Annotated in this window: 24 protein-coding genes and 1 pseudogene; 11 read left to right on the forward strand and 14 right to left on the reverse strand. The window is 41.3% G+C overall.

What is annotated here, in order from left to right; all coding sequences use genetic code 11:
- Positions 1-404: 404 nt before the first annotated feature.
- Positions 405-3,647 (reverse strand): NACHT and WD repeat domain-containing protein, encoded by a 3,243-nt coding sequence (locus tag V7K45_RS28925; protein ID WP_335008792.1) that lies wholly within the window; start codon positions 3,645-3,647, stop codon positions 405-407.
- A 337-nt stretch (positions 3,648-3,984) separates the two neighbouring features.
- Here V7K45_RS28925 and V7K45_RS28930 point away from each other — a divergent pair, with 337 nt between their 5' ends.
- The 3 genes and pseudogenes from V7K45_RS28930 to V7K45_RS28940 all read left to right on the forward strand — a co-directional run.
- On the forward strand, positions 3,985-5,856 hold the full coding sequence (locus V7K45_RS28930) for an ArsA family ATPase (RefSeq protein ID WP_335008794.1): 1,872 nt from the start codon (positions 3,985-3,987) through the stop codon (positions 5,854-5,856).
- Between the two features lie 45 nt (positions 5,857-5,901).
- Positions 5,902-6,186: a hypothetical protein gene (locus V7K45_RS28935; RefSeq protein ID WP_335008798.1), complete on the forward strand. Its 285-nt coding sequence runs from the start codon at positions 5,902-5,904 to the stop codon at positions 6,184-6,186.
- A gap of 171 nt (positions 6,187-6,357) precedes the next feature.
- Positions 6,358-6,663, forward strand: a pseudogene (locus V7K45_RS28940) (ATP-binding cassette domain-containing protein); the annotation flags it as partial.
- Here the strand turns inward: V7K45_RS28940 and V7K45_RS28945 are convergent.
- Positions 6,641-7,372: an ABC transporter ATP-binding protein gene (locus V7K45_RS28945; protein ID WP_335008800.1), complete on the reverse strand. Its 732-nt coding sequence runs from the start codon at positions 7,370-7,372 to the stop codon at positions 6,641-6,643. The pseudogene V7K45_RS28940 and the gene V7K45_RS28945 overlap by 23 nt on opposite strands.
- A 160-nt stretch (positions 7,373-7,532) precedes the next feature.
- Between V7K45_RS28945 and V7K45_RS28950 the strand changes: the two genes are divergently transcribed.
- A complete protein-coding gene (locus V7K45_RS28950) occupies positions 7,533-8,372 on the forward strand; it encodes an Rpn family recombination-promoting nuclease/putative transposase (protein WP_335009015.1) in 840 nt (279 codons plus the stop codon).
- 24 nt (positions 8,373-8,396) lie between these two features.
- The gene (locus V7K45_RS28955) at positions 8,397-8,681 is read left to right on the forward strand and encodes a DUF4351 domain-containing protein (RefSeq protein ID WP_335008802.1); all 285 of its coding nucleotides are present in this window, start codon (positions 8,397-8,399) and stop codon (positions 8,679-8,681) included.
- A gap of 2 nt (positions 8,682-8,683) precedes the next feature.
- Here V7K45_RS28955 and V7K45_RS28960 read toward each other — a convergent pair whose 3' ends face one another.
- The 7 genes from V7K45_RS28960 to V7K45_RS28990 all read right to left on the reverse strand — a co-directional run bounded on the left by V7K45_RS28960 (position 8,684) and on the right by V7K45_RS28990 (position 14,713).
- Positions 8,684-9,475, reverse strand: coding sequence for an ABC transporter ATP-binding protein (locus tag V7K45_RS28960; RefSeq protein WP_335008804.1), 792 nt, complete (start codon positions 9,473-9,475; stop codon positions 8,684-8,686).
- Between the two features lie 54 nt (positions 9,476-9,529).
- Complete coding sequence (locus V7K45_RS28965; protein ID WP_335008806.1) at positions 9,530-10,495, reverse strand: branched-chain amino acid ABC transporter permease; 966 nt, start codon at positions 10,493-10,495, stop codon at positions 9,530-9,532.
- A gap of 53 nt (positions 10,496-10,548) precedes the next feature.
- Positions 10,549-11,151, reverse strand: coding sequence for a Uma2 family endonuclease (locus V7K45_RS28970; RefSeq protein WP_335008808.1), 603 nt, complete (start codon positions 11,149-11,151; stop codon positions 10,549-10,551).
- A gap of 14 nt (positions 11,152-11,165) precedes the next feature.
- Positions 11,166-12,116: a branched-chain amino acid ABC transporter permease gene (locus tag V7K45_RS28975; RefSeq protein ID WP_335008810.1), complete on the reverse strand. Its 951-nt coding sequence runs from the start codon at positions 12,114-12,116 to the stop codon at positions 11,166-11,168.
- Positions 12,117-12,123: 7 nt separating this feature from the next.
- Positions 12,124-13,386 carry an ABC transporter substrate-binding protein gene (locus V7K45_RS28980; protein ID WP_335008812.1) on the reverse strand — a complete coding sequence of 421 codons (1,263 nt, stop codon included), beginning with the start codon at positions 13,384-13,386 and terminating at the stop codon, positions 12,124-12,126.
- Positions 13,387-13,654: 268 nt separating this feature from the next.
- Positions 13,655-13,978: a DUF6464 family protein gene (locus V7K45_RS28985; protein ID WP_335008814.1), complete on the reverse strand. Its 324-nt coding sequence runs from the start codon at positions 13,976-13,978 to the stop codon at positions 13,655-13,657.
- Between the two features lie 228 nt (positions 13,979-14,206).
- A complete protein-coding gene (locus V7K45_RS28990) occupies positions 14,207-14,713 on the reverse strand; it encodes a hypothetical protein (protein ID WP_335008816.1) in 507 nt (168 codons plus the stop codon).
- A gap of 75 nt (positions 14,714-14,788) precedes the next feature.
- Here V7K45_RS28990 and V7K45_RS28995 point away from each other — a divergent pair, with 75 nt between their 5' ends.
- The 4 genes from V7K45_RS28995 to V7K45_RS29005 all read left to right on the forward strand — a co-directional run bounded on the left by V7K45_RS28995 (position 14,789) and on the right by V7K45_RS29005 (position 16,409).
- A complete protein-coding gene (locus V7K45_RS28995) occupies positions 14,789-15,133 on the forward strand; it encodes a hypothetical protein (protein WP_335008818.1) in 345 nt (114 codons plus the stop codon).
- A gap of 170 nt (positions 15,134-15,303) precedes the next feature.
- Positions 15,304-15,666 carry a hypothetical protein gene (locus V7K45_RS29000; protein ID WP_335008820.1) on the forward strand — a complete coding sequence of 121 codons (363 nt, stop codon included), beginning with the start codon at positions 15,304-15,306 and terminating at the stop codon, positions 15,664-15,666.
- A gap of 402 nt (positions 15,667-16,068) precedes the next feature.
- Positions 16,069-16,197, forward strand: coding sequence for a hypothetical protein (locus tag V7K45_RS33115; protein WP_442942067.1), 129 nt, complete (start codon positions 16,069-16,071; stop codon positions 16,195-16,197).
- A 14-nt stretch (positions 16,198-16,211) separates the two neighbouring features.
- Positions 16,212-16,409 carry a hypothetical protein gene (locus tag V7K45_RS29005; RefSeq protein WP_335008822.1) on the forward strand — a complete coding sequence of 66 codons (198 nt, stop codon included), beginning with the start codon at positions 16,212-16,214 and terminating at the stop codon, positions 16,407-16,409.
- Positions 16,410-16,510: 101 nt separating this feature from the next.
- Here the strand turns inward: V7K45_RS29005 and V7K45_RS29010 are convergent, their stop codons facing one another.
- Positions 16,511-17,353: a serine/threonine protein kinase gene (locus tag V7K45_RS29010; protein ID WP_335008824.1), complete on the reverse strand. Its 843-nt coding sequence runs from the start codon at positions 17,351-17,353 to the stop codon at positions 16,511-16,513.
- Between the two features lie 168 nt (positions 17,354-17,521).
- On the opposite strand from V7K45_RS29010, the gene V7K45_RS29015 reads away from it, so the two are divergent.
- Together V7K45_RS29015 and V7K45_RS29020 are read left to right on the forward strand one after the other, a co-directional pair.
- Positions 17,522-18,241, forward strand: a complete 720-nt coding sequence (locus tag V7K45_RS29015) for a Uma2 family endonuclease (RefSeq protein WP_335008825.1) — start codon at positions 17,522-17,524, stop codon at positions 18,239-18,241.
- A 129-nt stretch (positions 18,242-18,370) separates the two neighbouring features.
- Positions 18,371-18,838 (forward strand): GNAT family N-acetyltransferase, encoded by a 468-nt coding sequence (locus V7K45_RS29020; RefSeq protein ID WP_335008827.1) that lies wholly within the window; start codon positions 18,371-18,373, stop codon positions 18,836-18,838.
- Between the two features lie 30 nt (positions 18,839-18,868).
- Here the strand turns inward: V7K45_RS29020 and V7K45_RS29025 are convergent, their stop codons facing one another.
- From V7K45_RS29025 to V7K45_RS29040, 4 genes are all read right to left on the reverse strand, one after another.
- Complete coding sequence (locus tag V7K45_RS29025; protein ID WP_335008829.1) at positions 18,869-19,699, reverse strand: class I SAM-dependent methyltransferase; 831 nt, start codon at positions 19,697-19,699, stop codon at positions 18,869-18,871.
- Positions 19,696-20,826: a CO2 hydration protein gene (locus V7K45_RS29030; protein WP_335009017.1), complete on the reverse strand. Its 1,131-nt coding sequence runs from the start codon at positions 20,824-20,826 to the stop codon at positions 19,696-19,698. The genes V7K45_RS29025 and V7K45_RS29030 overlap by 4 nt, the downstream gene beginning before the upstream one ends.
- A gap of 127 nt (positions 20,827-20,953) precedes the next feature.
- Positions 20,954-22,459, reverse strand: a complete 1,506-nt coding sequence (locus tag V7K45_RS29035) for an NADH-quinone oxidoreductase subunit M (protein ID WP_335008831.1) — start codon at positions 22,457-22,459, stop codon at positions 20,954-20,956.
- 132 nt (positions 22,460-22,591) lie between these two features.
- Positions 22,592-24,448, reverse strand: coding sequence for an NAD(P)H-quinone oxidoreductase subunit F (locus V7K45_RS29040; protein WP_335008833.1), 1,857 nt, complete (start codon positions 24,446-24,448; stop codon positions 22,592-22,594).
- Positions 24,449-25,077 lie beyond the last annotated feature (629 nt).

The raw sequence follows: 25,077 nt of genomic DNA on the forward strand, positions 1-25,077 counted from the left end.
CAAACTCCAGTAGCAAGAATCCTATCAACAAGGAAATTATTACCAGGTAAATACTGGTAAAGCATCTATGAACTGGTATCAAGATAAGATTATTGTAGCCATCCGACTTATGCAATAATCAGATTTAAGTCGCAGATATTTTAACTCGTGAAATTATGCCAGCACTACTAACTGTTTATTTTCATCCAAGCTTCAGATGACTTAATTCTAGTCCTGCAAATGTTGGATTATCCTTCCCTTCGGGACGCTACGCGTAGCTTGCTTCCACGAAGTGGTACGGGAAGCAAGCTACTAGTACGGCAAGCTTAATTTATTGGATTGAGTAATTCTGTTAATGATTGAACTTTGGTTTCCGTAAGTTTTTGAAACCCAATATTTTAAGCTTGCGGTGCTAGTAGGCCGAGTTATTGGTTCTCTGTGGCTACTGATTGCCAAGCAAGGCGATCTTTCCAGTGCGATGTGAAATTAAGTTGAACTGTTTGCTTAAAGTCCTCCAAAGCTGCTGAAAACGCTTTCTCTTTTAGCTTTGCTGCACCTTGCTTGTGCAACTGTTTAGGGAATTGTGGATTCCATACATATTTTTGACAAGTTTGGTAGGCAATTTCTACATCACTGCCATTTTCAGGATTTTGAAAGACGGGATGATAATGTAACCTGTTGCAGCAGACTTGCAACCATTCTTGCCACCCACATTGCCACAAGCGGACTGTTCCATCAAGACTACCACTGGCAATCAGTTTACCATCAGGGCTAAAAGTTGCGGAATTTACCCAATACTCATGTCCGTGCCAAGGTTGACCAATGGGGTTGCCGTGAATATCCCACAAGCGCACTGTCGAATCATTGCTGGCACTGATAATCCACTGACCATCAGGGCTAAAGGCGACAGAATTAACTTCTTTTTCATGTCCGTGCCAAGGTTGACCGATGGGGTTGCCGTTGCTATCCCACAAGCGCACTGTCGAATCATTGCTGGCACTGACAATCCACTGACCATCAGGGCTAAAGGCGACAGAATTAACTTCTTTTTCATGCCCGCGCCAAGGTTGACCAACGGGGTTGCCTTGGATGTCCCACAAGCGCACTGTCGAATCATTGCTGGCGCTGACAATCCACTGACCATCAGGGCTAAAGGCGACAGAATTAACTTCTTTTTCATGTCCGTGCCAAGGTTGACCGATAGGGTTGCCGTGAATATCCCACAAGCGCACTGTCGAATCATTGCTGGCACTGATAATCCACTGACCATCAGGGCTAAAGGCGACAGAATTAACTTCTTTTTCATGCCCGCACCAAGGTTGACCAATGGGGTTGCCGTGAATATCCCACAAGCGCACTGTCGAATCATTGCTGGCACTGACAATCCACTTACCATCAGGGCTAAAGACGACAGAATTAACTTCTTTTTCATGCCCGCACCAAGGTTGACCAATGGGGTTGCCGTCTATATCCCATAAACGCACTGTCGAATCATTGCCACCACTGATAATCCACTGACCATCAGGGCTAAAGGCGACAGAATTGACCCAATTCTCATATTTGCGCTGCGATCGCCCGATGACCCGATCTTGTAATACTTGATCTAGCTCCCACAAACGCACTGTTTTATCGCCACCACTGATAATCAGCTTGCCATCGGGGCTAAAGGCTAGAGAATTAACCTGTCCTTCATGTCCCCGCCAAGGTTGTGTAATAGGGTTGCCATTGATATTCCACAAGCGTATTGTGCGATCGCAGCCACCACTAATAATAAACTTGCCATTAGGGCTAAAGGCAACAGAATTTACATGTCCTTCATGACCATGCCAAGGTTGACCGATGGGATTACCTTGGATGTCCCACAACCGCACTGTAGAATCACTACTACCACTGACAATCAAATTGCGATCGGGGCTAAAGGCGACGCAAATAATTTTCGCCTCATGTTTGTGCCAGGGTTGAGTAATGGCGTTATCTTGTAAATCCCACAAACACACAGTTCCGTCAAAACCAACGCTGACAATGCAATCGCCATTTGGGCTAAAGGCGACGGAAATAACTCCTTCCTTATGTCCGCGCCAAGGTTGAGTAATGGCGTTAGCTTGTAAATCCCACAAACACACTGTTCCGTCAAAACCAACACTGACAATAGAATCGTCATTTGCACTAAAAGCAACGGAAATAACTCCTTCCTCATGTCCCTGCCACGGTTGAGTAATGAGATTACCTTGTAGATCCCATAAACACAAAATTCCGTCAATACTACCGCTAACAAGAAACTTGCCATCAGGACTAAAGGCTATACAATTAACCTCTTGCTCGTGCCCCAACAAAAATTGAGCAGTAGGATTGCCAATGATATTCCACAAGCACACGGTAGAATCGCTACTGCCACTGGCAATAAACTTGCCATCAGGACTAAAGGCTACACAATTAACCTCTTGCTCGTGTCCGCGCAAGCTATTTGCCTCTGTGGGTGTGTTCATTGCTTCCTTTAAGCTTCCCAAAACAGGAGCTAGAAGGTGGTTTGGGTATTTGTCTAAATTCTCACCCACTGTTTGAATTGCCAGTACCAAACCCTTTAGCGGTTGGACAGGAAGTAAATTCAAAACCCTGGCGGATTGCTCGCGCAGTTTTAATTCAGTCAGTGCAAGGTTTAATTTTTGAATTTCTTGTTCCTTTTCTCTTAAATGGCAATCGTGCCATCCAAGACTAGGATTAATAAATTGATTAGCTTGTTCTCTTAAATAACCAAACGTTTGCTCTTTTAGTTCTTGATAAGTCTTTATCTTCACAACTCCGTTTGCAATATCTTCTCTTTCCCACAATACATTCAGGGTGTATGCCAGAAGTGGTAAAGAATCATCTTGTTGGTGAAAATCATAAATAATTTGCTCAACTAATCCTTGCTCAAAGGTAACGCCATTTTTAGCAGCAGGTTCAGCGATCGCTAACTTTAATTCTCCATCGCTCATTCTAGTGAGTATACGACTATAGCGATCGTGGATCTTTGCAAGTTGGGGATACTCACTAAAATTATGTAAAAAATTAGACCGCATTGTTAAAACAATTTTGACAGAGCTATCCTGCTGCTGGAACAGTTGAAAAAGACTAGCAAGAAATTTATCGCGTTCCGGCTTTTGAGTTTTCGTAAACAGTTCTTCAAATTGGTCAATAAAAATCAGAACGCACTGATAATCTTGTTTGAGAAATCTGACAATTTTAATTAGAGTATTTTCTCTTATTTCTCTAGCAATATCCGCTATTTGCGATTTTTTCCCATAATTAGAAGCAAGACACTGATAAATAGATTTAAAAGGATTTTCATCTGGATGAAAACTTATATTAATTAATGAATTTTTATGAAATCCTAAATAAGGAATTAAACCTGCCCGAATCAATGATGATTTGCCAGTGTCTGATGCTCCTAAAAGCAAGAGGATATTATCTTTTTTTAAGCGATCGCCCAGATTAGCAATCCACTTATCCCGACCAAAAAATTTGTCTTTATCTTTAATTTCAAAAGTTTTTAATCCTAAGTAGGGAGGGTCTGTTTTGAGTGGACGACAATGAATGTCCTCAAAATTACTGTCAGAAAAAAAGTCGTATTCAGAAATACATTGGACATTACACCCAATATTTATATCGCCTTCAGAACTGTTAACCATCTTATCTCCTTACCTTTGGACACCTCTGGCTAAATCTTTACCTCAGTTATAGTTCCTCCGCTAATCTTTGTAAGTACCTCAACAAAATTAATTACCGAAGAAAGGCAGTGGTTCGACTCCCTTCCCTACGGGACGCTACGCGAACGACTGCGCTCAGGGCAAGTCGCTCACCAACCAGGCAGGAAGCAGAAGAAAGAAAATACAATTCTTGCTCTCTGCCAAAAGGGTCTAAAGTCCCTAAATTCGGTTTTAAATATTTTTATTCAGGGAAATTACTTAAACAAACTTGAAAAATATGTAGTAACTTTATCCTAAAACGCCAGAAATGACAAACGGGATGGAACTTTTTGATAACCTACACCTTGCTATGTTTAGCGGCAAAGGTGGAGTCGGAAAAACGACAATCTCCTGCACCTTTGCATGTCGTTGGGCACAGAAATTTTCCAATGAGCAAATTCTTTTAATCTCAACCGATCCGGCTCACTCTCTTGGAGATGTCTTACAAGTTAGCGTTGATGACATTCCTCGTCCCATAGCGGAACTACCCAATCTACGAGTAAGGGCGTTGGATGCAAAGCTTCTGCTACAAGACTTTAAAGAACGTTATGGTCAGGTGTTAGAACTGTTAGTGGAGCGCGGTAGTTTTGTTGAAGGAGAAGACTTGTCTCCAGTTTGGGATTTAAATTGGCCTGGACTGGACGAGTTGATGGGCTTGTTAGAAATCCAACGCCTTTTCAACGAGCAGCAGGTAGATCGAGTAGTAGTAGATATGGCTCCTAGCGGTCATACTCTCAACTTGTTTGGATTGATGGATTTTTTAGACACTTTCCTCCACTCTCTTGAACTGTTTCAAGAAAAGCATCGGTATATTAGCAAGACCTTTGCTGGAAGTTACACACCCGATCGCGCTGACGAGTTTTTGCAAACCCTGAAAGCTGAACTGTCGCAAGGTCGTCTTCTGCTTCAAGATCCCACCCATACAGCTTGTTTGTTAGTTGCGATCGCCGAACCAATGAGTTGGTTGGAGTCAAAACGATTCCTAGAAGCCTTACAAACTTTGCAGATGCCTTGCGGAGGATTGTTTGTTAACCAAATCCTTGCCAGTGCAACTGACGCAGATCGTTACCAAGAACAACAACCGCTCATCAGCCAGTATACGGCTCTTGCTAACGGAAAGCCGATGTTTATTGTGCCACAGCAAGATAAGGAGCCTTTGGGAATTGTAGCCCTCAGCCATCTGATCGACCAAATTCATATTCCTCTGCTGGAACCGCTATCTCCTGTTCGTCCACTCTCAATTCAATGGCCTGAAAAAATTCCTCCTAGCTTTGGAGATTTTCTCACCCAAGGTCGTCGCCTGTTACTAATTGGCGGTAAGGGTGGAGTAGGCAAGACCACAGTAGCAGCTGCCATTGGTTGGGCTATGGCTCAACAACATCCCGATCGAAAAATTCGTATGGTTTCTATCGATCCAGCCCACTCCTTGGGTGATGCCTTTGGTCTGAGTTTAGGACATGAACCATATCAAATAACCGCTAATCTTCGAGGTCAGGAAGTGGATGGCGATCGCATTGTCGATCAATTCAGAACCGATTACCTATGGGAACTGGCCCAAATGATGAGTGGCGAAACCCAAACAAGCGAAGCTATTGAAATGGCCTATGCTCCTGCTGCCTGGCGCAAAATTGTCGATCGAGCTTTACCAGGGATTGATGAAATACTTTCCCTGTTAACAGTAATGGAATTGCTAGAGCAGCAAGAAGAAGACTTGATTATTTTAGACACTGCTCCTACAGGTCATCTTCTGCGTTTTCTAGAAATGCCAACTGCACTAGCAGACTGGCTAGGTTGGATTTTCAAACTCTGGATCAAGTATCAGAATGTCCTTGGTCGTACAGAGTTTATGGGGCGTTTACGAACTTTGCGACAGCGCGTAGTCAAAGCCCAAAAAGTGCTAAAAGACCCACAGCAAGTAGAGTTTATTGGGGTTACGCTTAACCAGGCTAGCGTACTTGCCGAACAACAACGCTTGTTCAAATCTATGCAAGAAATAGGTGTGAGCCAGAATTACCTTGTTCTCAACCGCTTTAATTCTACGGCAACCATTAATTGCGATTTTCCAGGTTTGACAATGGTTCGCTTACCAATGCTTCCTCGCTCAGTTCAGCCTTTAGAACGCATCCAAGCAGCAGCAGCCTGTTTATTTTAACGGCTAATTAGACTAAATACTTTCATACCCAAAGAGAAATTTATTATGCATCGCACTCCAAACCGCAGACAAATTCAAGCCAAACTTAGCACCATGCCTCCTCAACGTTCTCAAGCAACAGCTTACTTAAATGCTTACAAAATGATGTTAGAGAAGGAGCGTTTAGAGGAGGAACTAGAGAAACTCGAAGCACGCCGACATCAGATTCAGCAGCGTCTTGCTATTTTAAATAGTCAAACAATTGCTGAAGAGAACGCGATCCATCAGCAAGTAAATACAAACTTGGAGGACAATACACCAAAATTCAAAACCTTAACATTGGAATACTAAATGTTTATCTACCTTGCTACGATCCGGATCGTGGTGAGGCGATTGGCATAAAATTTTAGCCCTCAAAACTTTTCAAATACCCTTTTATACCAATTCGCAATTCGCAATTAAAAAACTTATATACAGCAAGGCTTTTAGGGTTTACATCTGCATCAAATCTTTCGTGAAATGGTATTAGGGCAAGTGGGACTGCAAAAGCGCATTCATTCTTATCCACACCAGTTGTCGGGCGGACAAAAACAACGAGTAGCGATCGCGCGGGCTTTGGTAAACTGACCCCAACTGATTTTGGCAGATGATCCAACAGCAGCGCTAGACAAAGCCAGTGGTTGAGATGTGGTGGAACTAATGCAAAAACTGGCAAAGCAGCAAAATGGTACAATTTTGCTAGTAACCCATGACAACCGGATTTTAGATGTTGAATCCTTAAATAATGTAAACATCAATATAATATTTACCCTAAATAAGCTTTTTTAACTCGCTCATCACTAATCAATTCTGATGCTGCCCCTGTTAAGGTAATAGAACCAGCTTCTAAAACATAACCGCGATCGGCAATTTGCAGCGCCAAATTCGCGTTTTGTTCAACTAACAAAATAGTCACTCCTGTAGCGCGCAGATTTTCAATAATAGAAAAGATTTCCCGGACGATCGCAGGTGCTAAACCTAAGCTAGGCTCGTCTAAAAGCAACAGTTGTGGTTTACTCATGACAGCACGAGCGATCGCTAACATTTGTTGTTCGCCACCGCTAAGGGTTCCTGCTAGTTGATTGCGTCTTTGTGACAAGCGGGGAAATAGCTCAAATTGGCGCTGAATATCTGCTTTGATCTCGGCTTGATTGGAGCGAATATAAGCACCCAAAAGCAAATTATCAAATACAGTTTGCCGCGCTAATACTCTGCGTCCTTCAGGACAATGGGCGATACCAAGTTGTACAACTTCATGAGTTTGGCGACGAGTAATATTATGTCCATTATAGATAATTACGCCACTCTTAGGATTAACTACTTTAGATATGGCACGGAGTGTAGTCGTTTTTCCAGCACCATTAGCACCAATTAGAGTAACTACCTCGCCTTTTTGAATAATTAAATTAATCTTTTTTAAAGCTTGGATGCCGCCATAATTAACATCAAGTTCTTGAACTTCTAAAATTGTATAGTTTGGCTTACTATCGGCTTTCATGGGCGGTTTACATCCAGAAATGTTGATTCAAAATCTAAGATACATCAATCATACATTTCTTAAAACAGTGCGTAGACATTGCTTCAACTTCAAACCAACGCCATAATACCGCAATCTTTATGATGTACCATTAATGACTGATAAATATATCAAGCGTCCAGTGGCAAAAGTAGCAGATATTGGTAGCAAGCGACTAATTAATTTAGCTCCCGATGCATGGGTAAAGTGGGTGACACAGCGTCCTGAAGTCGTGGCAAAAGAAATTCTTGGCTCTGAGTTTCATTGGATTAGTCGGGAAACAGATGTGTTAGTGAAAGCATACAGTCCTACTCACGGAGATTTTCTCGTACTCAATGAACTACAACTGCGTTACACGGCACAGATGCCTCTACGGATGAGAGCCTATACTGCCTTGGCACAAGAACGCTACCGATTGCCAACTTACCCAGTACTGATCAACATTTTACCGCCCCCATCTACCTTAACTATTGTCAATAGTTACGAGCAGGAATTTTTGGGATTACGTGCTATCCAAGATTATCGCACGATTAATTTGTGGGAAATCGATGCTGAAATAGTGTTTGAGCAACCACTACCATCGTTGTTACCCTTTGTGCCAATACTACGGGGAGGGGGAGAGGTAGCAGTTGTGCAACGCGCATTACAGGCGCTACGAGCAGATGTACAGTTGAACGAGTTAGAATCATTGCTGGCATTTTTTGCTAGCTTTGTGTTGGACACGCCTTTAGTGCAACAAATCATGAGGTGGGATATGGCAGTATTGCGAGAATCGCCTTGGTATCAAGAAATTGAGCAAAGAGGTATTCAGCAGGGTGCGCGACGGCAGTTAATCCGAGTATTGGAACAACGCTTTGGCGAAATTCCTCATGAAGTGGAAATAAGGCTTGAGGGCGAGAGTGTAGAACAATTAGAAAGCTTAATGGATAGCGCGATCGCAGTGAATTCTTTAGAAGAATTTATCCAAAGTTTGTCTGCTTAAATTTCACAGGTGCGATCGCCTTTAGTGCAACAAATCATAAGGTGGGATATGGCAGTATTGCGAGAATCGCCTTGGTATCAAAAAATTGAGCGAAGAGATATTCAGCTAGGTCTTCAGCAGGTTCTACAACGGCAGTTAATTCGAGTATTACGACGACGCTTTGGTGAAATTCCTCATAAAGTGGAAGCAAGGCTTGAGGGTGAAAGTGTGGAAAAATTAGAAACTTTAATGGATAGCGCGTTAGCAAAGCTTACCGGAGATATCGCGGTGAATTCCTTAGACGAATTTGTGAGTATTTTGTCTATGTAAATTCATTCATTTCCTAAATAAGCTTCAATTACAGCCGGATCATTTCTAACTATAGATGGTTCACCCAAAGCTATTAATTGACCAAAATCTAGCACAGCAATGCGATCGCACAAACCCATAACCAATGGTACATGGTGTTCTATAAGGACAATCGTCAAATTAAAGTCATTGCGCAGACTACGGATAAATTCACTTAATTGCTGCTTTTCGTTGGGGTTCATTCCCGCCGCAGGTTCGTCGAGAAGTAAAACTTGCGGTTGTAATGCTAAAGCACGGGCAATTTCTAGCCGCCGCTGATCGCCGTAAGCAAAGTTTTTGGCTTTTTCGTCAGCGCGATCGCTTAATCCTACCAAATCTAATAAATCGAAAGCTTTTTGCTTAGTTTTTAATTCTTCGCGAGGCGCTGGTGGTAATCCCAAAACACCTGTAATCATATTACTTTTGGTGTGTAAATGTCGGGCGATTATCACATTTTCTAACGCCGATAATTCTCCAAATAAGCGGATATTTTGGAAGGTACGGGCGATACCTAAAGCCGCGATTTGATGGGGACGCAGTTGGGAAATTGCTGCACCTTGATAAATTAATTTACCGCTAGAAGGTGGAATGAAGGCAGTAATCAAATTAAACAATGTTGTTTTGCCAGCACCATTAGGCCCAATCAGTCCAAAAATTTCATGTTTATTTACACTAAAAGATACATTATTTACCGCCACTAAACCACCAAAGCGGCGAGTTAATGCTCTTGCTTCTAAGACAATACTGTTATTAGTTCCTGAAATACTATGTGACATTTTTGCATACTATTATGAATATAAAACTTACGCAATAATCCTCTAAAACTCTTATTATTTTACGCCCTTTGTGTGCTTCTCTTCGAGACGCTTCGCGAAGGCGATTCGTTTTTTTCTTTGAAAAATATCTGGAGTAATTAGTCCTTGAGGGAAAAAGATTGTACCTATTACTATAAGTAAGCCAAAAATAATTAATCTACCATCTCGCAAAAACTGTGCTAACCAATTAGGTAAACCACCAGTATCAGCGAGGCTTCGCAGAATCTCTGGTAAAGCTGTAAATACCATACCTCCAATTACCGGGCCTAAAAAAGTTCTCGAACCACCGATTAAAACAAAAGTTAAATATATAATGCTGGCATCAAAAGTACCTTGACGAGCATTCCAGGTATTGAGGAAGTGAGCGCTAATTGCACCTACAACCCCTGCAAGCATAGCCCCTAATGTAAACGCCAAAACTTTGTAGTAAGTCGGATCGATTCCCATTGCACCCGCAGCTAATTCATCTTCGCGGATTGCGATAAAAGCCCTGCCGACGCGGATGCGTTCTAAACGATAAAGCAGTACCATACTAATTAATAGTAAAGGCAAAGCAATCCATAAATATTCAAGTTGTGTTTGGAAAGGTTGAGGAATACCAAAAATTCCAACAGCACCGCCTGTAATGTCTAGATTGAGGGAGATGACGCGCAGAACTTCCACAAAAGCGATAGTTGCGATCGCTAAATAAATTCCTCGCAATCTCAATGCTGGAATTCCCACCATTACACCCAATAATCCAGAAATTACACCCGCAATTAACATCTCCAATAACAATACTGGAATGGGAAATAAACTACTGCTAGATGTAAAAACTTTGGTAGATAAAATTGCTGCAATATACCCACCTAAAGCATAAAATCCAGGACTAGCTAAAGACAATTGTCCTGTCATTAGCGGTAAGTAAAGCGATAATCCTAATAGCGCCCCCAATACCATAGAGACAATCAAAGAAGCGTAAGTAGCGAAAAAATCAGTCATTTTATTTAATATATTTTGATTAAACTTAATCAAACTATCGCTTATATCAACTCTTAAGCTGTTAATATTTGCTCTGCTGTCAGCGCAAGATCGGGAAAAGTTCGCGATCCAATTCGTTCTGAACCTCTAAAGTGTGTGCATTGGTATTTACCCTCATCATTTAATAGAAAAACAAACACAGCGGGAACTTTTGGATTTCCTAAATATTCTCTTAGCCCAATTGCCAAATAATCTACAATCCAATATTCTGTAATACCTAAGCGTTGATATTCATCTAATTTATCAATGTAGTCATCTTCCCAATTAGTTGATGTCACCTCTACAGCTAATTGGATGGGTTCTTCAAGTGCAGCATAAGCAGAACGATTTGAGCGCCATTTATCTTTATCTATGACACTTACATCAGGTTTACGCCCTTGCTCTATGCCATTAGCAGTTATAGTTTTAAAGACTGCTGTGTTATTAACTACATAATTCAGATTTAGTCGCCTAATTTCATCATTGAAACCAAACAATAGAAAATTAGCGACATCATCATGATTTCTGGTTGCACGCACTTCTACAATTTCTCCATCCACAAGTTCATATAAACCTTCTTCTGGACACTGTTCTAAAAATTGGTCAAAAGTTAATTTTTGTTTGGTGTATGTTTTCATAACATTACGTCTCTTTAAACTTTCTGAATAAACCGCCGTCCTAGCAAACCTTGGGGTCTAACTAATAGCATGATAAACAAAATTGCAAAGGCTACTGCGTCTTTATATCCAGAATAATCAGCAGGGACAAACGCCTCTATTAATCCAATTAACAAACCTCCTACCACAGCACCAGGAATACTACCTAAACCACCTAAGACAATTACTGCTAAACCCCGCAAACCAAAAGCAATACCGAAATATGGCCCTGCAATACTAACACTAGAAGCTACTAAAGTTCCTGCTAATCCTGCTAAAAAACTGCTAATGAAGAATGTTAGGATGATAAAGCGATCGCTATTAATTCCTAACAAACTAGCTGTAGTTGGATCTTCTGCGATCGCTTGCATTGCCTTACCATATTTAGTTCGATTGATAAAATAGGTAAGAATTGCCACAATTACAACTGACACAGTAAAAATTACCACCTGAACACTGCGAATCGGAATTGGGTTTTCTGGACTACCAAAGTTAATCGCAGGTGGCAAATTACCATAAGTATTTGCGGGGTATGTGTAACTTTCCGCGCCTATTAAATACTGGATTAAATTCACAATTACCACTGCTACCCCCAAACTGGAAACAACAGTTAGCAAAGGATCGGAGCCTTGACGCCGCAAAGGTTGAAAAGCAACGCGTTCCATCACTACCCCTACCAATCCCGCCAAGGTGCTTCCTAAAATCAAGGCTATAGCAAATGGTAATTTTATCGGCAAGACTGCATTAGCCAGCAAGCCATTAAATCCAAAGTTCCCACCCATAAGTGCATAAGTGAAATATGCACCCAAGGTAAAAATCGCGCCATGAGCTAAATTAATAATGCCCAATATAGAATAAACCAAGGTATATCCTAATGCAAAAATTGCATAGACGCTGCCAATGGATAACCCATTTAATAATTGCTGCAAAAAGATATTAATATTCATTTAGCAACTATTTTAGAAATGTAAATTTACCTTGACTACCGTCTTTTTCCATTTTGATTTGGGCAACATAGAAATCTTTTTGCACAACTTCACCTGTAGGAGTAAAACCAATTTCACCCAAAGGTGTATTGTATGTTCCTTCAAGTATTTGTTTGTTTAACTGCGTCCGTAATTCTGGTAGCTGTAGTTTGTTAATTTTGCTCTTTTTATCTAAAGATTGGAGTGCTTCGACATAAACCTGCACTGCTGCAAAAGCTTGGGCGCTAAATTGAGGCGGTTCTTTTTTATATTCTTCAATATAGGCTTTACGAAATGCTGCGTTAATTTCACCTGGATGTTCTGGACTGTAGGCTTGAGCAATCAATACCCCATCACAAAGTGCTTTACAAACTGGCAATAAATTCGATGTATTTAGACCATTTCCACCGACAATTAAGCCTTTATAACCCAATTCCCGCAATTGCCTAACTAAATTACCACCATCAGCAGCCAAGCCAGAAATAATTACCAAATCTGGTTTGAGATTAATCGCATTGGTTGCTTGACTTTGAAAATCTGTATCGCTGGTTTGGAATTTTTGCACTGTTACCAATTCCAGCCCTTGATCCTTAACTGTTTGCTGAAAAATTTCCGTTTCTGATTTGCTAAATGCATCATTTTGGGCATAGAAAACTGCAACTTTTTTCAGTTGGGGATTTTGCTTAAGTGCCGCTTTCACCGAATTAGGCGCAACGATGGAAACTGGTGCAGAAACACGAGCAACGTAATCACCAATTTCAGGAATATTTTTAGCAGTATTTGATGGGCCAATAATTGGTACTTTTGCCCGTTCTCCAATTGGATCGGCACTAAAGGCTTGCTGTGACAAAGTAGGGCCCACAATTCCAATAACTTTATCTTTATTAATTAGAGTTTGAAAAGCGTTAATTGCTCCTGCTTCATCACCACTAGTATCTTGAAAAACTAATTTAATTGGTGTGCCATTAACACCACCTTTACTATTGAAATACTTCTGGGCAAGTTTGGCTCCAGCGACTTGCTCTTGACCCAGCAATGCCACATTGCTAGTTTGGGCAACACCAATACCGATGGGAATAGCACTTGATACTGTACCCGTTGTCGCTGGAGTATTGGTTGCAGTGTTATTTGGGGTAGTATTTGGAGTATTAGTGGGAGAATTTGTCACTGTGGTAGTGCCACCACCACAACCTGTTAGTAGCAAAGCGCAAGTTGATAATAATGCTGAAGTCCTGGCGATCGCGTTGTTCATCGTTAGATAATCATCTAGTTATGAGATATTCGGCAAGAGTTAATAGCAAAGTTCATAATCTGCAAACAAAATAATGCAGATTTACACTTTTGCACGAATTCTATTAAATCATTCTTATTTCACCATGCAAAGAGAAATATTCAAAGTGCTTGTAAATACAAATTATTATAATTAGTAATGATTTTATCATTCCCTGGTTCTAGTGCTATAAAGTCGCCAGAAAACTATCCACGTAATTTTAGGTCGCTTAAGTATTGAGTGAGGAATCTTAAGTGCTTTTTTCATTACCAGTTAATTCTCTCGGTTCGTAGTGACGGCAACCGTTACACGGGCCTTCAGGATTGATTGCACAGCGGATATAGCCAGACCGAGCATTAAACTTGCAGCTGATATCGCCAATCAGATAACCTACCCCTTCTAAATAATAGCGATCGCCTTCCACAGGTCTGGCGGTGTGCCGTCCCTGTACCACTGGAAAATTCATGGCTGCTTGCCTCATCCGCAAGCGCGATCGCTGGGTTCTACGAATCATCCACAGGGAAAACAAGGACGGTAAAAAACCAACGGCAATCACTAAAAGTGTCTTTAACACCTTCTTTTTACCTCTTCTGTGCGCTGATTGATTGTCCCTGATGTTACACCCTGGTTTTACGGAAGTGCAAATATTAGGGCGGCTTTGTCTCTTTGTCACCAACTATGGTTGCAAAGAAATAATGGCAGTGTGGTATCTAGCAATTTTGAGAAATAAGTTCCTTCTGCCACTTCAATCAGCATAACTGTTACAACCTCAAGGGTGAGATGCCGTTGAATGTTGATAATTTTAAGATTTGTTGACTAATACCTTTTTGAACAAGCATTTTGTGTCAGCCTCAGCCCCATTCTTGTTTTTTGTCTGTGGCTGCGATGCTAATCTTTTTTTGGTTTGCTGACGAAGTTGATGTGCTAACTGTGTAGCTTCTCTTTCGGCTCGGAATAAATCAACTTTTCGCGTCGTCAGAATAAATGAGTTGTCAGACTTTCGTTTCACCCAAGGAACGCTAACTGTAAAATACTGACAAATATTTTTGTATGGCTCCTGATTTAGAATTGGGTGACTTTTTTGAGTATTTAGGGTGTTAGCGATCGCTTTCAACTCGAATATTGCTGCTTCTAATTCTTCTGCCATCTGATTGATGCGTTTGACTTGTGTTATGAAACGCTCCCCTTCGCTGATGATTTTTTCCTCTTGGGGTCGCAGTGGCACTATCGCAGTAGTTACAGATTTAGGCTGCAACAACGAAACTTTCCGCAAAATGGGCTTTTTGTCAATGTTTTGGATTTTTTGCATACTACCTCAAACAAGGCTAGCTGACTTGTAAGGCATTTTAGCAGCTAATTAGTATATTTGTACTAAAAAATAGTGATGCCTAAGAGAATAAAGGAGAGTAGCATAGCTGTGCTACCCTACAGACAAGTAATCAGGGCGATCGCAGGGAATCTTCATCAGCAAAGCGAGATAAAAGCGCACCGAGCTTCGCAAAAATTAAATAGCAGTTCGATATTGCAATCAAGCGAGAAGCCCAATATTAAATTCGGGCAGTCGTTTATTGAATTCGGGCAGTCGTTTATTGAATTCGGGCGATCGTTTATTGAATTCGGGCAGTCGTTTATTGAATTCGGGCGATCGTTTGTTGAATTCGGGCGATCGTTTATTGAATTCGGGCAGTCGTTTATTGAATTCGGGCAGTCGTTTATTGAATTCGGATAAATCTCAATAAATTCACGCAGTAAATATAATATTTTTTGTACTAAATAATTTATATGCTACTGAATATTGCGGGTGTTAATCACCCCTATTTTGTTTATCCTAATGGTGTAAAGACAAGGATATAAGTCAGTTTTTATCCTAGTGCATGATTAAGAAAAGGAAAGTTATTTATGTCACGTCCAAAACGTGGGTCTAAAGTACTTGATAGGGCACAGCGTCGGATTGCGGGTTTGAAATCGATTAGTCCTACCTTAGATTTAGGTAATGGAGTCACTATTGACACCTTTGCCGCCGCCATCAAAAAAACACAGGACAAGTTGGAAGTTTATAACTCCAGCCTCTCCACCGTGGATCTAACTCAGGGAGCTTTAGAATTAGCCGAAAAGTCGCTGATGGAACTAACAGAACATGTGTTAGTCAGCGTAGCTGCAAAGTATGGCAAGAATAGCGATGAATACAAAATGGCAGGGGGCGTTCGTCGCAGCGAACGCAAGCGTCCAGCGCGGAAGCCTAAGCAAGAGGTTGTTACTTGATAAAGACAATACATTTGGGTTTTTTGACACTCTCCCGAATTCAAATCGGGAGATTTTTGGTTAGGTGGTCAACCAATAGAAAAAAGATAACATTTAAATAGCGATCGCTTGAGTTTTAGAGAAATATTGCTTAGACGCATAGCGGTTTGTCGTTAGACATCGCTCGGCGTTGAACTAGAAGCATAGGTCTTTGGCTGATTGGTATGAGAAAAACTCCGGTTGATTTATACCGTATAGGAAATGCGACTTCTCCCTTGAATAGATAACATTCGTTCTAAAGACATTGAAACTTACGAAGAAGATGGTGATATTTGGGTTATTGCAGGTTCAGGCGGAATTTCAACGTTTGCAGCTCAGGGAGTTGGAAACAATTGGTGGAAGTTAGATAGGGGAACTGATATTCTGAACGAACTCCGCTTGGTGAATGATTACGGTAATCACTGGCTGTGGGAACCAAGCTACACTATGAGAATAGAAGATTATAAAACTGCATTGCGGTTAGTTGGTGAGGCATTTTACAAAGTCAATTAAGGGAGTTGTTGAACGTGAATTTTTCTCCTAAAGCAATTCGATTTATTGTTGAAGCACTAGAATACAGAATTGAAGCTTATCAAAAGCAATTAGAGAGAGAAAATTTGAATGATGATGAGGTTTCAGACATCAGCAATGATATGATGTTTTTGGAATCTTTGTTAGAAGATTTAAAAAAGCAACTCTCAACAATTGCACCATCCATTTTTTAAGTTAACCTAATAGATGAAAGAGCAATCAATTACTTGGCGTTGAAAATGAAAATGACCCGTACTTTTCATCCAGAATCTTATGGTAAATTGCTAGCCGAGTATCAGCCAAAAATCATTACCACGTATGCGGAAAACGAACAAGCGATCGCACTCGCAGATTGAGGACGCTGTTTAGGATCTAGCTGCATACCTTTTAAAATTGCGCGGTTTGTGTCTTCGCTAATCTGAGGATTCCATTCTTTTGGAGACACTAAATGCTCGCCGCCCACTTTCCGCTTTACTGCATCGACAGGTGTTTTCCCCGTCAGAAGTTTATAGAGTGTAGCTGCCAGTGAATAAATATCGCTATACGCACGAGTTATAGTACCTCTAGCATAAAGTTCAGGAGGCGTAAATCCATCAGAAGTTTCCTTAGTTCGGCTTGTAGTTAAGATATGGTCAAAATCCAAAGCTAAACCAAAATCGATTAACACTGCTTCTAGCTGTCCCTCTCGCTTCCGCAACAAAATATTTCCTGGATGCACATCCCGATGAATCAGTTCATTTTCATGTACAACTATCAGTGCTTCTCCAATTTGCTGAATATAACGTAGTGCATCTGGTTCTGAAAGTGTTGGTGGACGCAAGTCAGCCAAACTCACTTCATTCACATACTCCATTGCCAAACACAAACAGTCTGCTTCCTCAAAGGAGTCTACGACCTCCACAATATACTTATGCTTACACTTTTGAAGCTTTAAAGCTTCCCGCAAAAACATTGTCTTTAGCCGTTCGCGTTCCAATTGATTAAGGGAATTTAGCAAGTCATCATTTAAGGTTTTAATGACTAAGCGATCGCCATTCTTATTTTTGACCAAATAAGTAATGCCAAAGCGTCCTCTTCCCAACTCTTTCTCAACGGTGTATTTTCCACCTTGCAAGCGATCGCCAGCTACCCAAGCCATCTTTGCAACTCCCAAAATGCTTAGATTAATTCTCACACAAGAGAGCCTTAATAACTTGAGCCTAGCTTTGTAGAAAGACTGCGATGTCTACGACGGGCTACGCCTAAGCTTTTTTCTCCCTTTATTGCTAAACTAAAAACAACCTTTAGCTAATGCAAAGGTAACTTTATGACCTCTGCCATCAACCCCACTGACCTCACCCCTTTCCCAGACCACACGCAGCTACCAGAGTCCGATGGCACATTTGTGAAAAACTTCCAGGAACATCCCCAAAGCATTCTGATCACCGACTCGATTCAACCGATATTGCAAAAACTTCACCCTGATGGGCAATATTGTATTGGTCAAGATTGTGGCATCTATTGGCGGATGACAGACCCCCCAGAAAAAGGCGCAGTCGCACCAGACTGGTTTTATGTTGCCAATGTCCCGCCCTTACTCGACGGGCAAATACGCAGGTCTTATGTATTGTGGCGAGAATTTATTGCCCCATTAATTGTTTTAGAATTCGTCTCTGGTGATGGGAGTGAGGAACGAGATACAACCCCTTGGAAGGGCAAATTTTGGATCTATGAGCAAGTAATTCGTCCTCCGTTTTATGGCATTTATGAAGTGAATAAAGCCAGTATAGAAGTGTATCACTTAATTGAGGGCAAGTATCAGCCATTACCAACAAACGAACGGGGACATTATCTCATACATCCTTTAGGCGTTGAGCTAGGTATCTGGCATGGAGTTTACCAAAATATGCAATTACCTTGGCTACGTTGGTGGGATTTGCAAGGTAATTTGTTGTTGACTGGCGATGAAAGAGCAGAACTTGAACGCCAACGAAATGAGATTCTGACTGCTCAATTGCGATCGCTCGGCATTGAGCCAGAAGCATAATATTGATCAAAAATCAACTACTTATTTACATCTATTCCGTTATGGATGCAAGAAACAAGAATCCTCTTCCCTTCTGCCTCCTGCCTTGTTTCTTAGAAGAGGGATTATTTGTGATTAATTACTTTCTTTATGAAATTAAGAATATACGAAATAGCTGATACCAAAGAAATTATGAAATTGTTCTACGACACTATTCATGAAGTGAATATTCATGATTACACACAAGAACAAGTAGATGCTTGGGCACCAGCAAACATGGATATTGAAGTTTGGATTAAAAGTTTAAGAAGTAAGTTTACTTATGTAGTAGAAGAAGACAAAATTATTGGTTTTGGAGAATTAGAAGCTAATGGTCATATCGATCGTTTCTATTGTCATAAAGATTTTCAAAGGAAAGGCGTTGGTAAGAAAATCTTAGAACAGATTGAATTAAAAGCACACTCTTTAGGAGTGGAAAAGTTATTTACCGAAGCCAGTATTACAGCTAAACCTTTTTTTGAAAATCAGGGATTTATTGTTATTAAAAAGCAAGAAGTAGAGCGTAGAGGGCAAAAACTGATAAATTTTGTCATGGAAAAGCACTTCAAAAATTACTAAATTCATCGAATTAAAAAAAGTTGTTCTAGCTTATGGTTTGTAACCTACAGCCAGCATTACAGAAGCGGGAATTTCCACACCATTTTCTGTGGCATACTTTGAGGCTCCCTCGATAATTGCGTTTTCAATATTACGCCGTTGCTCATCGCTTTGCATTGCCAATATCGACCCCAGACGCGCCGAACTTACAATAATCTTTGGCATCACATCTTCAGGTGTAGAGAAAGTCCACTTGATGGGCAGTTCGGTGACAGACACCTGAGTGAATCCCTGAGCGCTTAAAACCATTTCGCATTCAGTGGAGTCGCCAAAGCGAAACAGGGGTGGCCCAGAAGGTAAGTTCACATCCATGCTGCCATAAGTCTGCACCGAACCCAGTATCAGAGCCATAAATGGATTGCGTGCTGGCGGTGTCCAGCAGGTGAAAGCATAGCGTCCTCCCGGTTTGAGTACGCGAAAGGATTCAGCGATCGCTTTTTCTGGGTTTGGGAAATGGAGGATACCCAAGCTACAAACCACCGCCTCAAATTGGCCCGACTCAAAAGTTAGGTTCTCAGCATCCCCTTGATAGAATGACCCTTGAGGACATCGCACTCTGGCAATGTCCACCATCTTCTCTGCAAAGTCTAATCCTGTTACTATAGCCTGCCGCTTTAGTGCTGCGGCACTAAGCCACCCAGTTCCGCAAGCCACATCCAGCAATCGAATACCAGACTTAGCTCCGACGGCATCCAAGATGGCTTCATCTACCTGAGAAGTCACAACAGCAATGGCGCGATCGTATTCTTGAGCTACAAAAGAAAATTTGTCGCGCTCGAATTGCTTGAATGCCTCGTAATTACTGGTGGAATCATCTGTCATTTATTCACATCCAGCAACCGCGAAGTTTGTAACCGACTCATCCACTTCTCTAAATAAACTCGATTACCTTTTTGCTCATTTGGATCTTTAGTATCTAAAGGATGAGGCATTAGTCCCAAAATCGTTGCTGTCGTCACGCAAAACATCGATTTTTGGAAACTCATACAAATTTGGACTCGCAAATCATCTTCACCCCGAAGACTGCGACGATAAATTTCGTGCAAATACTCTGGAAGATAATGACGCATATCTTGCATCAACAAGGTAGGAGGAATACCCGCGCCACCGATGGGTAAAGGATCGGCATACAATGCACCATATTGAAATCGACTTTGATCTGGGGAGATTTGATAAGCTTGGGCGTTGTATGAAACTGTGCCGTGGAAAGGAGTTCCTCGGAAGAATACTGCTTCTACATAAGGTATTGCTGTATCTGCTAAGAAGGTCAAACCAACGCTTTTGGGAATGATTTCATAGACCTTACCTCGAATTTTGACAGCGTAGGTAATTGGGTTTGATGCATTTGCGACTAACGCGGCTTTAATGTGTTCTACAACTTGGGGAATCGATTTAATTTCGCCTCGGTCATAGCGGTCTGATAAGTTGAGAAACATATCAGCCATGACTCGCCAGAATTGACCTAAACCAGTGTAGTAAGTAGAGACGCGCAACTGTTCTGTTAAAAAATCTGGAAACAGTTGGTTAATACCCAGAATCAAGGGATTATTTTTAAATTTTGCGGCAATAACGGCTTGCGCTCTTTCTTGAAATTCTTGTGTATCTAAATACGTATCTAGTCCGCCGCCACCGTGCCACATCATGCCTTTCATGCAATATTCAGCATATTCAAAATTAATTCGGTCATGCCACCAGTGACGGAGTAATTTCTGAAAAGAAACGTCTCCATTAAAGTATTTAAAAAATGGGAAAAATACTAAAAACTGATGCTCGGCAATATAGTTAAGATTTTTTGAGTAAGCATCTAAAACTACCCCATAGCTTTTAAGAATACCCACAACTTCCAGCACATTCTCTGGACTATCGGGGAGTAATGCATCTCCTTTTTGTAGGCGTTCAATATACTCAGCTAAGGGATTGTGAGGAGCTTTTTTTTTAATAGTTACCATTGCCATCTCTCCAAAAAGTTTAGGGATTGGGGCATTGGGCATTGGGCATTGGGCATTGGGCATTGGGCATTGGGCATTGGGAAAACTCTTCCCCATTCCCGATTCCCGATTCCCTACTCCTCATTCCCTACTCCCCATTCCCCATTGCTTTATCCAAGGACACTGTTGCTACTACATTTTGGGTATTTACCATTGCTGTAATTGTTGGTTCAGTCCAACGCACTAACCAAGCAGGTTGAATGCCAAAAATCACAATCAGCACAGCTAAAATTGCAGCTGGGATGCGATCGCTCCAATACACACGTGGTAAATTAACAACAGGTGAAGATAAACGTCCAAAAAAGGCGCGGTTAACAAGTAATAGGAAGTAAACTGCTGTTAAACCAGTACCAAGCATACATAACAAAGTTTGCACTGGAAAAACTGCAAAACTTCCCCGATAAATTACGAATTCGGAAATAAACCCTAGCATTCCCGGTATACCAGCGCTGGCCATGACTCCGACAATCATCAAACTACCGATTACTGGCATACCCCGTTCTGGGTTCAGTAATCCTTGGATGATTGCTAAATCACGGCTTCCAGCTTTTTTATACACAACCCCGACTAGCAAAAACAGCATGGCGGAAATCAAGCCGTGGCTAATCATTTGCATGACACCACCCAATACACTTAAAGGTGTGGCCGCCGCCGCCGCTAAAAGCACGTAACCCATGTGTCCAATGGAGCTGTATGCTACCATTTTTTTCATATCGCTTTGGGCGATCGCACAGGATGAACCATACAGTACGCTCACTACTGCCCAAGTTGCTAACCAAGGAGCTAGATAAGCCCAAGCTTCTGGTAACAAGTTCATGCCAAAGCGCAGTAAACCGTAAGTTCCCAACTTCAACAGCACCCCAGCCAATAGCACGGAAATCGGTGTAGAAGCTTCAACGTGAGCATCTGGCAACCAAGTATGAAAGGGAACCAAGGGAATTTTAATTCCAAAACCGATCAAAATTCCTGCTAGCAATAAAAGCTGTGTTCCTAGAGGTAAAGTTGTCGCATTCAAGGTTGCTAGTGCAAAGTTAGAGGAACCACTCAGCCAAACCATACCGAGGAAACTTGCTAAAAGCAGGATTCCCGAAACGGCTGTATAAATGAGAAATTTAGTCGCAGCATAACCCCGTTTGGCGCCACCCCAAATGGCTATCAACAAATACAGCGGAATTAGTTCCAATTCGTAAAACAGGAAAAATAACAATAAATCCTGTGCTAGAAAGGCTCCTGTCACCCCAGTGCTTAATAATAGTACCAAAGAGTAATAAAATTTGGGACGCTGTAGCGATTCATCACTGCTGTAAATGGCAATACAAGTTAACAATCCATTTAAAACTAGCAATGGCAAAGATAAACCATCTATCCCAAGGTTATAGTTCAAGCCTAAAGCATCTACCCAAGGGAGAGACTCAGCAAACTGTTGAGTAATTTCTCCTGGATGGAACTGACTTACTAATACGATTGTCCACAAGAAAGCGATAATGGCAAAAACCAAAGCCACTATACGGGCGAATTTTCCACTAATGCCAGACGGGGAGAAACCAATTAAAGCTGCGCCGATTAACGGCACTAGAATTAAAACACTAAGCATAGACTTTAGGTAAGGGTAGCAGGGGGGCAGCACTTCGGCTACGCTCAGTGACCAGGGGAGCAGGGAGAAAATAATAAATTTTTAACTCCTTAACTCCTTAACTCAGCACTCAGCACTCAGCACTCAGCACTCTTAAAAAGGCAATTTATCTAGTAAACCCAATGACCAACTGATGAAAAACCCCAAGACGCTGACAACTGCTAGGATGGTCAACATATAGCCCTGTGATTGCCCAGAAATGCTGTACTTTAAGGTTTGTCCGCCAAAAATGGTCGCAAACCCAACCAAGTTTACTAAACCGTCAACCAAGTAGCGATCGCTCCAAGCAGAGATTTTTGATAGCAGTGCTACTATACTTACCACGGTTACAAGATAAACTCGGTCAATATAAAAATCATAACCTAACAGGTCTTGCAGAAATCTCCACGCCAAGATTCTGGATCTTGACCAAGCTTTGTGCAGATGAACTGTACACCCTACGCCTACTCCCACTACGGTAGAACCAAACAAGGCTAACACCACATACCAATTAATACTTTCCCAATCTGGTAGTAAGTACCATTGCTGTAGCATTAGAGGTAGAAGCAGAGTCAGCACTGTCAGAAACACCATTGGGAAGGCCATCTGCCAACCAACTTCTGGGGTGCGACGGGTCTTTTGTTGCGGTTTACCCCAGAATACTAATCTAAATACTCTTGTCAAATTTAATGCTGTCAAACCATTGACTAATATTAAAACCCCAATTACCCAAGGGTTAATATTCACGAAACCATCAGCCCATGCTAACATTGCCCAGAAACTTCCCAAGGGGAGGAGTGTTACCATTCCGGCTGAACCGACTACAAAGGCTGTGGTGGTGGCTGGCATCCGCGACCATAAACCGCCCATTTCTGTTAAGTCTTGGCTTTGGGTAGTCAAGATGACTGAACCTGAACTCATAAATAATAATGCTTTGGCGATCGCATGAGCTAACAGCAACATCAAGGCTACACCTCCTTGCTGTAACCCCACTGCTAAAAACACTAACCCCATGTATGCACTGGTGGAATGAGACAGCGATCGCTTAATGTCAATTTGAGCGATGGAGACTAATGTGGCCCCAATTGCTGTCACTGTGCCCATAACTACCAAGGCATTCAAGGCAACTGGCGATAGAGCTAATAATGGTTGAAATCTATACAGTAAATAAGCACCACCAGCTACTACCAGAGAGTTCCGCATTACCGAGGCGGGGTTGGGCCCTTCCATTGCCTCATCTAACCACAGGTGCAGTGGAAATTGGGCACATTTACCAGCAGGCCCAGCAATTAACGCCAACCCTAGCAGAGTCGATGTCATTGGGCTTAAATTAGCTGTTTGCGCCCACTCATATAAATCCGAAAAGTTCAAACTCCCGGCTAAGGTGGAAAGTGTCACTACAGCCATCAGCAGCAACAAATCTCCTACCCGTTTAGTCCAAAATGCATCCCGCGCCGCTGTCACTACTAATGGTTGAGCGTACCAGAACCCTACCAGCAAGTAAGTAGAAAGCGTCAGGACTTCCAATAGGGCATAGCTGAGAAACAAAGAATCGCTAATCGCTAGACCAGTGAGCGCAGCTTCAAAGAATCCCAGCAGCGCAAAAAAACGTGCTAACGACCAGTCCTTTTCCATGTAACCCAGAGCGTAAACTTGTGCCAGTAAGCTTAACCCTGTAATTAAAACTGTTGCCCCAATGCTGACTGGCGACAGTTCTAAGGAAAAAGATAAGTCTAAATCTGCTGCTTTGAACCAATTGATTAGTAAGTTTTCTGGCTCTCTATCCCAGATATTTTTAAATACAAACAGGCTATGGACAAAAGCTAAAACGGTCGTCAACAAGTTGATGTATGCCGCAGGTCTTGGCCCTGTTCGCTGAATTATTCCTATTCCCCACGGCAAGGTCAAAATTGCGCCAAATAAGCTATATAAAGGCACAAACCAACTTGTTGAAAATAGAAATTGCTCCATTTAAATTTCCCTTGATGACTCAGCCTTGATTTTAAAAAAATTCCAACCAATTCTTTATTTTATAAAATTAATTTAACAAAAATATCGAGGGTTTTTTACTATTATTTTAACTGAACTTCCAGAAGTACTTTTACTTAACGTTACCCTATTAAATAATAATTAAAATATAACTTTACATAAGCAAAAGCATTTACTTGCCTTAATATCACCGACCTTTTTACATTTCTCTTTCTACTTTAACTAAAGTAATTTATACGATATATTTAAAAAACTTATGTATGTTTTACCTAGTCATTGTACACTTAGAAATATTTCAGGAAATATAGATACAGCAAAACATGCAGCCCCTGCTTACCTATCATCAGATAGGATTAGCCTTGGTTATGAATGTCGTTTTGTAAATGTGATAAAGAAATTATAAAGCATAAGTGCCTGCTCAAGGAATCTGTAAACTTTAATTGCTCAGAAGCCTAGATAACTTTTTGTTAAGTTTTTTAAAACTTTCTTATCATAAACTATTATAGTAATTTATATTGCCAGGAACGCCAAGCTTTCCTATGCTTAATTTGGAAGTGTTTTCTTAGCTATAAGATCAGGCTCTCCCCGTCAAAAAATTCAAACGACAGTAC

This window comes from Nostoc sp. (genome assembly GCF_036917375.1).
Taxonomy (GTDB): Bacteria; Cyanobacteriota; Cyanobacteriia; order Cyanobacteriales; family Nostocaceae; genus Nostoc.